Below are 12655 nucleotides of genomic sequence, written 5' to 3' on the forward strand. Positions count from 1 at the left end.
TTATTTCGAGAGTTGTTGCATGGCGGACTCTAAGCCATGCACAGTTAACGGGTACATGCGGTCCTGGAGCAGTTGTCGGATCATGAGCACCGATTGATGATACATCCACCGTTCGGTCTTGGTAGGGTTTAGCCAGACTGTTTTAGGCCATGTTTCTATAAAACGCTGTAACCAAAGGTGCCCAGGTTCTTCATTATGATGCTCGACCGAGCCCCCTACATGAGTGATTTCAAAGGGACTCATGGTGGCATCACCGACAAAAATGACACGCCAGTCCTCATTGTATTTACTCAATACATCTAAAGTAGAAATGCGCTCATCAAAACGTCGGCGATTATTTTTCCAAAGCCACTCATAAGGACAGTTATGAAAATAAAAAACCTCTAAGTGCTTGAATTCGCTACGCGCCGCTGAAAATAGCTCCTCTACGCGTCGAATATGGCTATCCATGCTGCCACCTACGTCAAGCAGCATAAGCACTTTAATTGTATTACGTCGCTCAGGACGCATTTGTATGTCGAGCAGACCGGCTTGTTGGGCGGTGTGGTGGATGGTTTTATCCAAGTCCAGTTCGGTTGCAGCTCCCTCACGTGCAAAGCGGCGTAAGCGCCGTAATGCCATTTTAAAATTTCGGGTGCCTAGTTCAACCTGATCATCGTAATCACTAAACTCGCGCTTTTCCCATACTTTAACGGCGGTGAAATTGCCCTTAGACGGCCCCCCAACGCGAATGCCTTGGGGGTGATAGCCGCCGTGACCAAAAGGGGAGCTGCCGCCTGTGCCTACCCATTTATTGCCACCGGCATGACGCTCCTTTTGTTCTTCTAGGGTTTTTTTAAATTTTTCAATGAGCTCGGCAAGATCATGAGTCGCCAATGCGGCTTTTTCGGCGTCGCTAAGTTGGCGCTCTAGGGTTTTGATAAGCCAGTCTGCGGGAATGGTATGACCCTTTGCGATCTCTTTGCTAAGCAAGCCATAAAACTGGCCAAAAGCCCGATCATATTTGTCGAATAGGCTTTCGTCTTTAATTAGCACCAGTCGGGCTAAGTAGTAGAATTCGTCAATAGAAAGCGCTGCTGCAGAACTACATAGACTTTCGATCAGTGTTATAAACTCTTGAATCGAAACAGGCAGGCGGTGCTGACGTAAAAAATAAAAAAACCGAATAAGCATCATGGGGTTAACGACCGTAGCGCGCAATGCGCTCTAACAACGATAGGTCTTGTTCATTTTTGATTAATGCACCAATGAGAGGGGTTGTGGCTTGGTCTGCCTGACGGATGCTTTCTGGTGTGGCATCGTGACTAAGGAGCAGTTGTAACCAGTCCAAGAGTTCCGATGTGGATGGTTTTTTCTTTAAGCCTGGTGCATTACGCAAGGCATAAAAAGTATCTAATGCAGCCTGTAGCAAGTCATCGGCGAGTTGCGGGAAGTGGACTTTAACGATGGCGCTGAGCGTGTCGGCATCGGGAAAACGAATGTAATGGAAAAAGCAGCGCCGTAAAAACGCATCGGGGAGTTCTTTTTCGTTATTCGAGGTGATGATAATTAAAGGCCGGTGCTGCGCGCGGATCGTCTGCTGGGTTTCATAAACATGAAACTCCATTTTGTCGATTTCGCGTAGTAAGTCATTAGGAAACTCAATATCTGCCTTATCAATTTCATCAATAAGCACCACAGTGGGCTCAGGGGATTCAAACGCCTCCCAAAGCGCACCTTTTACAATATAGTTGCTGATCTGATGTACTCGCTCATCACCTAACTGTGAATCCCGTAGGCGGGAAACAGCATCGTATTCATAGAGACCTTGTTGTGCTTTAGTTGTGGATTTGATGTGCCATTGTAGTAAGGGACGGTCGAGCGCAGCGGCGACCTCTTCGGCTAAGAGGGTTTTTCCGGTGCCGGGCTCACCTTTGATAAGTAAGGGTCGTTGTAGCGTTAAGGCGGCGTTAACGGCCATTTTCAGGTCGTCTGTAGCAACGTAACGGCGGGTGCCTTCAAAGCGATTAGTGTGACTCATAGGTATGGATTAGATAGAAGTATGACGATAAATCAGTTCAAGATAACGCTCGTTATCCAATGGCTTATTTAAGCGTTGTGCCTCCCAAATGACCTCACCTAAGGCCTCCATAATACGGTGGCTTGCTTCGTGTGGGTCAAGAGTAGCTGCAAGCCGCTCGTAAGCGGCTTTGATGCCAGGGGGTTGATCAATTGAGACTTGCTCCTGAATAGCCAAGTGCATAGATAGGTGTAAAAACGGATTGGTTTGTCCTTTTTCTACCGTGTAATCTTGATTGATCGCCTCTGGCTTTTCAAGTAGTTCGTGGTATTCGGGGTGCTGTTGAATCAGTTGCACCGCCATATTTTCTAATGGGCTTACCAATTGCTTCTGGCGATATTTTTGCCAGGCTTCGATGAAAAACTGACGTACTTGTTCTCGAGACGGGTTAAACATGTAAAGATCCACAAAATGAAATCCATAACATTATGGTAGATGGCTAAAGCCACTTTGTCTTGTTTTGTGACCTTTTTTTAAAATTTTCTCTATGAGGCCAAGTTTTTGTCTCGATTTAGTGATAAAAACACAGGCTTTTTTCGTCTTTAGTACAGATTTAGGCTAAACTCTTATATAAGACTAACGACTCAGATAAAACATAGGTTTTATCTTCCCTGTTCACTCTATTGGAGCATCCATGTCTTATCAGCATATTAAAGTCCCTGCACAGGGCGAAAAAATTACGGTAAATGCCGATTTCTCTTTAAACGTACCCAATCAGCCTATCATTCCTTACATCGAGGGTGATGGTACCGGTGTTGATATTTCCCCCGTTATGATCAAGGTCGTGGATGCGGCTGTCGAAAAAGCATACGGTGGCGAAAAGAAAATCCACTGGATGGAAGTCTATGCGGGTGAAAAATCCACGCAGGTGTATGGTCCTGATGTTTGGTTACCCGAAGAAACCCTCGACGCCGTTAAAGACTACGTTGTGTCCATCAAAGGCCCGTTGACCACTCCCGTAGGTGGCGGTATTCGCTCTTTAAACGTGGCTTTACGTCAGCAGCTTGACCTGTACGTATGTCTACGCCCCGTGCGTTACTTTGCTGGTGTACCTTCCCCCGTTAAGGAGCCAGAAAAAACCAACATGGTGATCTTCCGCGAAAACTCTGAAGACATCTATGCAGGTATTGAATTCGAAGCCGAGTCAGCGAACGCTAAAAAACTGATCGAGTTTTTGCAAAATGAACTCGGTGTAAATAAAATCCGCTTCCCCAACACTTCTGGTATTGGTGTTAAACCCGTATCCAAAGAGGGAACGCAGCGTTTGGTGCGCAAAGCCATTCAGTACGCTATTGATAATGATCGTTCCTCTGTGACGCTCGTTCACAAAGGCAACATCATGAAATTCACCGAAGGCGGTTTCCGCGATTGGGGCTACGAGCTAGCGATGAGCGAGTTCGGCGCAGAGCTGATCGATGGCGGCCCATGGTGCAAATTCAAAAACCCTAAAACAGGTAAAGACATTGTTGTTAAAGACTCCATTGCGGATGCGTTCTTACAGCAGATCTTGTTACGTCCCGCTGAATATGATGTGATCGCGACGCTGAACCTAAACGGTGATTACATTTCTGACGCATTAGCGGCTCAAGTTGGTGGTATTGGTATTGCTCCTGGCGCTAACTTATCCGATTCGGTTGCCATGTTCGAAGCCACCCACGGTACAGCACCTAAGTACGCTGGCAAAGACTATGTAAACCCAGGTTCTTTGATCTTATCGGCCGAAATGATGCTACGTCATATGGGCTGGACAGAAGCCGCTGATTTGATCATCAGCAGCATGGAAAAAGCCATTCAGTCCAAAAAAGTCACCTATGACTTTGCCCGACTCATGGAAGGCGCGACTCAGGTTTCCTGCTCTGATTTTGGTAATGTCATGATCGAAAACATGTAAATCTGTTTTTGGTAGCCTGATTGTTATGCTAAACCCGTATCACCGATGGTGGTACGGGTTTTTTTGGTTTAGGTCTTGGCTAGTAGCGATAACCCAATATCTAAATAAAAAAACGGCCATAACAAACGTTATGACCGCAAAGGAGACGACAGGTAAATAGTGTATAGGTTTATGCTTTAGCTGTTTCTTGTTGGTGCATACTGCCGTGCTCTTCAAAGCGTAAGTGCCATGATAAGGCCTCCTCTAGGAGGTGAGGTGTATGACCGCCACGTTGGCAAGCGCGCTCAAAATAATCCTGAAGTGCGGCTTGGTAATCTGGGTGAACACAGTTTTGGATGACGAGCTCGGCTCGTTCGCGTGGGGCTAAACCACGTAAATCCGCCAAGCCCTGTTCGGTGACAAGAATATCCACATCGTGCTCGCAATGATCTACATGCGACACCATGGGGACTACACGACTAATCGCTCCCCCTTTAGCCAGGGATTTGGTCACAAAAATAGATAGGTGAGCATTGCGGGCAAAATCCCCTGAGCCACCAATCCCATTCATCATTTTGGTTCCGCTTACATGGGTGGAGTTGACATTGCCATAGAGATCAAACTCTAAGGCGGCATTGATAGCAATAATCCCCAAACGGCGTACGATTTCGGGGTGGTTGCTGATCTCTTGAGGACGCAGCACAATACGATCCCGATATTGATCAAGATGGCTGAAAAAATGCTGCATCATAGGAGCGGTTACGGTGATTGAGGATGCCGAAGCAAAGCGCAGCTGCCCAGATTCGAGTAAATGAAAAGCGCTGTCTTGTAGGACCTCGGAATACATGGTGAGATCTTTAAAATCAGACTCCACTAGCCCCTGAGTGACGGCGTTGGCGATGCTACCTATGCCGACCTGTAGCGGGAGGAGAGAGTGATCTAGACGCCCTTCAGCGACTTCGTTTTCTAAGAAGCGCACAATGTGTTGAGCAATAGATTGCGTTTCGGAGTCGGGAGGAGTTGCAGTAGAAGGGCTGTCTAGGGTATCGGTAAGCACAATAGCGACGATACGCTCGGGGTCAACTGCAATAGCGTTTGTACCTAAGCGTTGATTCACGCTGGTTAATGGGATGGGGGCACGACCAGGGCGTTTTTTAGGTAAGTAGACATCATGAAAGCCCTCGAGTTCGGCGGGCATAGCGGTGTTGAGTTCAACAATCACCTGCTTGGCTTGAGCAACAAAACTGGCTGAGTTGCCGACAGAAGTACTTGGCACTATGTGGCCGTCTTCGGTGATCGCAACGGCTTCAATTACAGCTACATCAATGGGCTTACCGGGCTCTGCACGTAAATGCTCGGCGAGCTCGGATAAATGCTGGTCATAGAACAGTACTTTGCCTTGGTTAATCGCACGTCGCATGGTGGCATCGACCTGAAAGGGTGAGCGGCGAGCTAACACATTGGATTCTGCCATTAAACCATCGCTGTTATTACCCAAGGAAGCACCGGTAAAAAGCGTTAGATTTAATGGGCCTTGTGTTGCCGCTTTGGCGGCCAGAGCGATAGGAATGGCTTTGCTGTCTCCGGCGCGGGTAAAACCACTCATACCGATTGTCATGCCTGCTTGGATAAACTGCACCGCTTGCTCAGCTGGCATGACTTTATTGTGCAAGCTCGATAAACGAATACGTTGCTGCCACATAGATTGCTCCTATCATATGTTGTTTTTGTACTATGAGTTCAGCATAGCATTACAAATATGACTAAAATCTTTGCATATCATTCCTTTTGTCTATGCTATGTTAAATGTGATTGCGTTGCGCTATTTTGTAGAAACGGTGCGCTTAAGTAGTTTTACCGCAGCTGCACAATCGCTAGGGGTTAGCCAGTCGACAGTCAGTAAAATGGTGAAAAACCTCGAGGATCAGATGGGAGAGCAGCTCATTATTCGTAATGGAAAACCCTTATTGCTAAGCGATACTGGTCGAGTCCTTTATGAAAAAGGGGCAACGGTCATTGACGCGCTTTTGCATTTGGAAAAAGAGGTTCACGAGATCCAGGCATTGCGTAAAGGACGCGTTCATATCGGTATTCCCCCTATGATCAATCTGTTATTTACCGATGTGATGAAGCATTTTAGAGAGCAATATCCCAACATTGCGTTACATATTCAAGAGCAGCCTGGACCGGCGATTGAGCAGTTAGTGGCTAAAGATGAGCTGGATGTAGGTTTTAGTATTGCGCCGATTGACCAGTACTTACCTGTGGTTGGGCAGGCGGTGGCAAGTTATCCTGTTTATGCTATTTTCACGCCTGAATTGTTGCCACGCAGCAAAAGTGGGTTAAGCCTAGCTCAAGTCGCTAAAAAACCACTTTTATTATTGAACGATGATTTTGGTTTGACGCGTTTATTGCGACAGCGTTTTGCAAAAGAACAATTACAGCCACGGATTTATGCACAAAGCAGCCAGTGGGACTGGTTAATTTCGATGGCGCAAGCTGGGTTGGGGGTGGCGCTATTACCAGAGCCGTTTTGTCAGCGTTTGCCTGAAACGCTAACTTATCGCTTGATTGAAGAGTCGGAACCATTATTTTGGCAGGTAGTGTTGTTATGGAATGGTCGTTATTTATCTCAAGCGGCACGGGCGTGGTTGGAGTGCTGTCAGGATTTGCTTGGAGGCACGTGGCTAGAAGCAGAGGAAAGCGAGCTATAAATAGGCGCACCGCCCATACATAAAAAAACCCCAAGCATGTATTAAGGCTTGGGGGTAAGGGATGATGGATAAAATGATCAGTCGTTATCAGCGCCACGATAACGCTTATAAGGCAGAATATTCCAGGTGCGCTCTTGCAACCCCTCGGGACATAAGGAGGGGGGGATTTCCTCGAGCAGCTTTTTGGCTACAGCAAGCTCGCGCTCGACTTCGGCGCGGTCTTGGTACATGAACTCGTCCGAGGCGGACTCTGGAGCTTGTTTCAGCTTTTCTTCTAGGTCGCTAATGATACGCTCTTGCTGAGCGCGCATGGCCTGACGTGCGTCTTCCTGCCAAGTGGGTTGTAGATTACGGTTATGGTCGAGAAGCGCATTGTATTCGCTATAAACATCCGCATAGATGTCTGTTGCATGGTTACGTGCATCTAAGGTAGCGGCTTCTAGGTCGCGCACGTTAAGGGTAGATGGATCCAGTGGTTGCGGACGTTTTGTACCACCTAAACGCGTGTAGTTAACGTAGAAGGGGTACATGCTTTGGATGACTTTGGCGACAGGTAATGTGCCCTCAGCATTTTCATCCACGCCTTTAGGTTGTACCCCTTGGATACCGGCTAACGCGGACTCTGGGCGTACGACCTCTTTGGGGGGGATAATGCCATGGCGCAGCATTTCGCGTATGCCTGTGCCAGAGATATTTAAGCGATAGCGTTCGTCATGCGAGCAGGTCTGGGTGGTGGCATGCGAAGCGCAACGAGCACAGTAGAACACCTCGTGAAAGAGACGGACATCGATACCGAGTTCTTCGGGGGTAAACTGGTCAAAAATACTATGGCTAGCGTATTTATCGTAATAACTACCGATACCAGCGTGGTCTCGCCCGATAAGAGCATGAGTACACCCATAGTTTTTCATGATGAGGGCATGCAGTACGGTTTCGCGCGGGCCCGCAAAAATATAGGTAACACGCAAGGGCGATAAAATGGAGCGGTTTTTTGGATAATACGTATCGAGCACGTTCCGATAAGCGAGCATGCGGTATTCGTGGCGTACGTATTCGCGCTTAGCCATTTCGACAAGGGGTTGTAAAAATAAGCCGTCTACTTCTTCGAGGGCATTACGGTGAATATATTCGTGACCGCGGTGTAAAGGGTTCGCCCCCGTAATAAAACCAGCAACCGAGTTGAATTTTAATTCCTCGTAAAACAAATGCCAGGTGTCTTTGGGCTCGCGGCGTAGTTTTTCAAAAGGCCCCCAATCCACGCGGTTAAGTAAATGTAAGGTACCGCCTAAAGACGTATCCCCCATGCGGCGATAGATGGAGTCGACACCAGGGTGGTTGCGATCAGTGGTGCCAAATAGGTTTTGTGCCCGATGCGCCTTGTCATAGGCAAAAATATCTTCAATATCTAAGATGGCAACGGGTTCATTATTAGCATCCGTAAGGGCAACCTGATCCCCAATTTTTAAGGACTTGATCGTTTCTGCGTTCTTGTCCCCAATGGGGGCGAAGCTCAGGGGTACGGGCCAAATGGTTCCGTTACTGAGGCGCCCGTCTTTAAGTACCGATAAATAATCGGCCTCGCTCATAAAGCCTTTGTTAGGCGAAAGCACCCCAGTGGTGATCATTTCGATGGTGATGATGGCCTCGAGGTCCACGCGAATCGAGGGCAACTGGCGAGCGCGTTCGATTTCAGCTTGGCGTAGGTGTTCAGGTACGACCTGATTGACCAATGTGCCCCCATGGGGTTGTTGGGGGTATTGATCGAAACGTAATTGTGTTGACTCCATAGATCCTCCGTATTTTTTGGTCGTGATGTCTAAGCGTTTTTAATAGTAGCGACCGTTGCTTATTGATCTTAATATAACTAGAAAAAGCCCCTAAAGTCATTAGGCTATACCAAAGTAGGAGATATGTATGTTGCCCGCTTGGGTCATTCTTGCCTCTTTTCTCTATGCTGCTATTTTGTTTGCGATTGCGTGGGTAGGGGATCGGCACCCTTTATATACTCAGCGTCCTTGGCTGCGCCCTACGGTTTATAGCTTAGCGTTAGCGGTCTATTGTTCATCATGGACTTTTTATGGGGCGGTTGGTTCGGCAGTTCGCTATGGCTGGGGCTATTTGCCTATTTATCTAGGCCCTTTTTTGATGTTGATGTTTGGGTGGCGCTTAATTGAGCGGCTCGCTTTGGTGGCGCAGTCCCAAAATACGGTATCGATAGCTGACTTTATGGCTAGCCGTTATGGGCGATCGCAGCGTCTGGCAGGCTTAGTGGCATTAATTGCTGTGATTGCTGGTGTGCCCTATTTGGCTTTGCAGTATAAAGCGGTGACCTTGAGCTTAACGGTGTTAACAGGGAAGGAAATTCAAGCGACTATTTTTGGTGACCCCGCCTTATATGTGGCGATCATCATGGCGCTGTTTTCTATCCTGTTTGGAACACGGCAGGTAGATGCTACGGAGCATCGGCCAGGGTTGATGTTAGCCGTAGCATTTGAGTCGCTAGTTAAGCTTATTGCATTGATTGCGGTTGGTTTTTTTGCTTTGATTTGGGCTAATAAAAATCAGCTCGATGTGTATGGGGCGGTACAAACTTTGGTTGAACAAGCCCCACCAGTTGGGTTTTTAGGACAAACGCTATTGGCTTTTGCGGCCATTATTTGTTTGCCCCGCCAGTTTCATGTTGCGATCGTGGAATGTGGGGATGTGGTGGATGTGCGCCGCGCTCGATGGTTATTTGGTTTTTATTTGGTGATTGTTAGCCTAATGGTGTTACCCATTGCGGCGGTAGGGGTACATTTATTTGGTGATAAGGCCGGTGTACCCGCAGACAGTTTTGTGTTGGCTTTGCCGCTATCGCAAAACCAAATGACTTTAGCGCTTGCGGCGTATATTGGTGGCTTTTCTGCGGCAACGGGTATGGTGATTGTGACCAGTGTGGCTCTATCGACCATGGTCAGTAATGATTTAATCATGCCATTATTATTACGACGTGGGTGGGCGCAGCAGCCACAAGGCGATATGTCCGCGACCGTATTGTGGATTCGACGTTTTGCTATTTTAGTAGTGGCTGCCGCTGCATATGGTTATTACTTTGGTAGTGGTAGCGATACTGCTCTGTCCGCTTACGGTTTAATGGCTTTTGCAGCGGTGGCGCAGTTTGCTCCTGGGCTTATTGGTGGGTTGTACTGGCAGGGGGCAAGTCGTCAAGGCGTAGAAGTTGGCTTGGTGCTGGGCTTTGCTGTGTGGACGTATACCTTGATGCTGCCGGCGTTAACAGAGTCGGGTTGGTTTGCTTCCGATTGGCTACAACATGGTTTATTCGGCATGTTGTGGCTAAAGCCGTATCAGCTGTTTGGTTTAACTGGGTGGGACCCTTTAACTCACGGCACTTTCTGGTCTTTACTACTTAATACCTCAGCATTTCTGCTCGTGTCTTTGTATAAGCGTCCGGGGCTAGGAGACCGATTACGTGTTGAGCCGTTTTTGGACCCTTATGCACAGCGCCGTCGTTTGGCTGCTTCTGCCTGGAATGGTGAGATTTTTGTTCAAGACTTATTGGCGTTAGCGGGGCGCTTAGTAGGAGAGAAAAAAGCACAATGGGATTTTGATAAAGAGGCCCATCGACGTGGACAGGCGTTGCATCAAGACTTACGCGCTGATAGTGAGTGGATTCAATTTACAGAGCTGATGTTGGCGGCAGCGATTGGGGCGGCTTCTGCGCGTTTAGTATTAACGAGCGCATTACGTGGTACTGGCATGGAGATTACAGCAATTGTCTCGATTTTAGATGAGGCAGGGCAAGAGCTACGTTTTAATCGCGATATTTTATTAGCGACTTTAGAAAACCTGGATCAGGGTGTGAGCGTTGTAGATGCGGATATGTGTTTAGTGGCTTGGAATCAACGCTATCAACAGCTTTTTGATTATCCTGCTGGTATGTTGTATGTAGGGCGTCCGGTCGCTGATTTAATTCGCTTTAATGCCAAGCGGGGGAAAATTCAACATCGCAACGAGCAGGATATTGAGCATGCGGTGAGCCGGCGTATTGCTTTTATGCGTGCGGGTACGTCTCATGTTTTTCAGCGTACATTAAATAATAAGCAGGTTATTGAGCTGCGCGGCCGCCCTTTGCCGGGTGGGGGCTATGTGACGAGCTATACGGACGTTACAGAATATAAACGTGTAGAACGAGAGCTTTTAGAAATTAATGAAAATTTAGAGCAGCGTGTTCAGGCGCGTACGCAAGAAGCGGAGTTGGCACAGCTGTCACGCACGCATTTTTTGACGGCCGTCAGTCATGATGTATTGCAGCCAATTAACGCGGCGCGCTTATTTGCTTCTGCCTTGTATGGGAGCAAAGACCCGACAGAAATGCAGCATTTGGCCGAGCGAGTCGATGCGTCTTTGCGTGCTGCCGAGGAGCTATTAGATGGGCTGCTGGACATTTCCCAGTTGGATGCAGGGGCATTAAAACCAGAAATTACTGTATTTGATGCGCAAGAGCTTTTGCAAGACTTGTTAGAGCAGTACGCACCGCTTGCACAACGACGCCAATTACGACTACGCATGTATATGCGCCCCGTTTATGTACGTAGTGATCATCGCCTTTTACGACGCGTTCTTCAAAATTTTATGGCGAATGCTCTACGTTATACCCGGCAGGGGCGCATTATTCTTGCCGGTCGAGTCCGAGGCGATCAAGTCGAATTTCAAGTATGGGATAGCGGCCAAGGGATTCCACCACATCATCTTGAACAAATATATGCCGAGTTTCATCGTTATGAACAAAGTTTTGATTGGGGCGAGCGGGGTTTGGGGCTTGGCTTATCCATTTGTCAGCGTATCGCGGCTTTATTAGGGCATGCGTTGCGAGCCCAGTCTACGGTAGGTAAAGGCAGTATGTTTAGTATTCAAGTTCCTCTCGCTCAAAAAAATGAGCCCACTCCCGTGAGTGCTTTAGCTAAGCAAAACTTACAGCTTCCTTTAGCTGGTTTACGCGTGTTGTGCCTGGATAATGATGTGGAGATTTTAATGGGTATGCAGGCATTATTGTCGCAATGGGGGGTAGAGGTTATCACGGCGATCACAATTGATGAGGCCTTAACCAAGATGGATTTGGATCCTCAGGTGCTTTTGGTGGATTTTCATTTGCATGATCGGCTAGATGGCTTGGATGCATTGGATGCTTTACGAGAAAATGCGCGTCATTTGCATGGTGCGTTACTGACCGCGGATGGCAGTGATGAGTTAAAACAACGTGCCCGCCAGCGTGGGTATTTGGTATTAACCAAGCCAGTTAAGCCGGCCTCGTTGCGGTCTTTTTTGGCAGCCCATTATCGTAGTTAAAATTGCCCCGTATCCGTTTGGTTTTGCAATAAAAGCTGGTTGGCAATGAGAACAGCTTGGGTGCGATTATTTACCCCTAGCTTGCGTAAAATAGCCGTCATATGGGTTTTGATCGTCGCCTCAGATACGCCTAATTCATGGGCGATCTGCTTGTTAAGCTGACCAGTGCTGACCATTTGTAATACGCGAAATTGTTGTGGTGTGAGCTCGCTGAGTAGCTGTGCGGCTTTTTTCTCATCAGGGCTAATGGGGGGCAATGCGTGAGCCTCCTCGGGTAGCCACGTATCCCCTAAAAGAATTTGCTGTAAGGCCACACTGAGTGTTTGGCTATCAGCAGACTTAGGAATAAACCCCATCGCTCCATGATCAATTGCTCGGCGCATAAGCACCGGGTCTTCGTGAGCAGAGATAATCACAATAGGTAAAAGAGGATGTTGGGCGCGCAGGTGTACCAGTGCGCTATAGCCGGCGGCGCCTGGCATTGTTAGATCTAATAACAGTAAATCTGCGTTGGGGCGATCTTCGACAAGAGCATATAACGAACTAATGGTATTCGCTTCATAAATGGTCGCGCTAGGATAAAGTTTAGTAACGAGCCCACGCAGAGCCTCTCTAAATAAAGGATGATCATCCGCAATAAGTAGTTCGTTCATTGTTGTATACGCC

At 47.8% G+C, this 12655-nt stretch carries 9 protein-coding genes; 3 read left to right on the forward strand and 6 right to left on the reverse strand.

What is annotated here, in order from left to right:
* Genes ABD980_RS04165 through ABD980_RS04175 form a run of 3 tightly spaced genes read right to left on the reverse strand, consistent with a single transcriptional unit; the run spans position 1 to position 2455 of the window.
* A complete protein-coding gene (locus ABD980_RS04165; protein ID WP_345369899.1) occupies positions 1-1173 on the reverse strand; it encodes a vWA domain-containing protein in 1173 nt (390 codons plus the stop codon).
* A gap of 7 nt (positions 1174-1180) precedes the next feature.
* The gene (locus ABD980_RS04170) at positions 1181-2020 is read right to left on the reverse strand and encodes an AAA family ATPase (protein ID WP_345369819.1); all 840 of its coding nucleotides are present in this window, start codon (positions 2018-2020) and stop codon (positions 1181-1183) included.
* A 9-nt stretch (positions 2021-2029) separates the two neighbouring features.
* Positions 2030-2455, reverse strand: a complete 426-nt coding sequence (locus ABD980_RS04175; protein ID WP_345369821.1) for a DUF1841 family protein — start codon at positions 2453-2455, stop codon at positions 2030-2032.
* 238 nt (positions 2456-2693) lie between these two features.
* Here ABD980_RS04175 and icd point away from each other — a divergent pair, with 238 nt between their 5' ends.
* Complete coding sequence (gene icd, locus ABD980_RS04180) at positions 2694-3950, forward strand: NADP-dependent isocitrate dehydrogenase (RefSeq protein ID WP_260649909.1); 1257 nt, start codon at positions 2694-2696, stop codon at positions 3948-3950.
* Positions 3951-4119: 169 nt separating this feature from the next.
* Here icd and scpC read toward each other — a convergent pair whose 3' ends face one another.
* Entirely contained in the window at positions 4120-5631 is a 1512-nt protein-coding gene (gene scpC, locus ABD980_RS04185; RefSeq protein WP_345369823.1) for a succinyl-CoA:acetate CoA-transferase ScpC, read from the reverse strand.
* A gap of 70 nt (positions 5632-5701) precedes the next feature.
* Between scpC and ABD980_RS04190 the strand changes: the two genes are divergently transcribed.
* The gene (locus tag ABD980_RS04190; RefSeq protein WP_345369825.1) at positions 5702-6643 is read left to right on the forward strand and encodes a LysR family transcriptional regulator; all 942 of its coding nucleotides are present in this window, start codon (positions 5702-5704) and stop codon (positions 6641-6643) included.
* 77 nt (positions 6644-6720) lie between these two features.
* On the opposite strand, the gene ABD980_RS04195 is transcribed toward ABD980_RS04190, so the two are convergent.
* Positions 6721-8430: a sulfate adenylyltransferase gene (locus ABD980_RS04195; protein WP_300648266.1), complete on the reverse strand. Its 1710-nt coding sequence runs from the start codon at positions 8428-8430 to the stop codon at positions 6721-6723.
* A gap of 127 nt (positions 8431-8557) precedes the next feature.
* Here ABD980_RS04195 and ABD980_RS04200 point away from each other — a divergent pair, with 127 nt between their 5' ends.
* The gene (locus ABD980_RS04200; RefSeq protein WP_345369829.1) at positions 8558-11989 is read left to right on the forward strand and encodes a hybrid sensor histidine kinase/response regulator; all 3432 of its coding nucleotides are present in this window, start codon (positions 8558-8560) and stop codon (positions 11987-11989) included.
* Here ABD980_RS04200 and ABD980_RS04205 read toward each other — a convergent pair.
* Positions 11986-12642: a response regulator transcription factor gene (locus ABD980_RS04205; protein ID WP_345369831.1), complete on the reverse strand. Its 657-nt coding sequence runs from the start codon at positions 12640-12642 to the stop codon at positions 11986-11988. The genes ABD980_RS04200 and ABD980_RS04205 overlap by 4 nt on opposite strands.
* Positions 12643-12655: the final 13 nt, after the last annotated feature.

This window comes from Paenalcaligenes hermetiae (genome assembly GCF_039543645.1).
GTDB lineage: Bacteria > Pseudomonadota > Gammaproteobacteria > Burkholderiales > Burkholderiaceae_B > Paenalcaligenes > Paenalcaligenes hermetiae.

What these genes read in the sequence shown, in the direction of transcription:
- ABD980_RS04165 (WP_345369899.1), bottom strand. Translation starts at nt 1,173, where the DNA reads ATGCTTATTCGGTTTTTTTATTTTTTACGTCAGCACCGCCTGCCTGTT.
- ABD980_RS04170 (WP_345369819.1), bottom strand. Translation starts at nt 2,020, where the DNA reads ATGAGTCACACTAATCGCTTTGAAGGCACCCGCCGTTACGTTGCTACA.
- ABD980_RS04175 (WP_345369821.1), bottom strand. Translation starts at nt 2,455, where the DNA reads ATGTTTAACCCGTCTCGAGAACAAGTACGTCAGTTTTTCATCGAAGCC.
- icd (WP_260649909.1), top strand. Translation starts at nt 2,694, where the DNA reads ATGTCTTATCAGCATATTAAAGTCCCTGCACAGGGCGAAAAAATTACG.
- scpC (WP_345369823.1), bottom strand. Translation starts at nt 5,631, where the DNA reads ATGTGGCAGCAACGTATTCGTTTATCGAGCTTGCACAATAAAGTCATG.
- ABD980_RS04195 (WP_300648266.1), bottom strand. Translation starts at nt 8,430, where the DNA reads ATGGAGTCAACACAATTACGTTTCGATCAATACCCCCAACAACCCCAT.
- ABD980_RS04200 (WP_345369829.1), top strand. Translation starts at nt 8,558, where the DNA reads ATGTTGCCCGCTTGGGTCATTCTTGCCTCTTTTCTCTATGCTGCTATT.
- ABD980_RS04205 (WP_345369831.1), bottom strand. Translation starts at nt 12,642, where the DNA reads ATGAACGAACTACTTATTGCGGATGATCATCCTTTATTTAGAGAGGCT.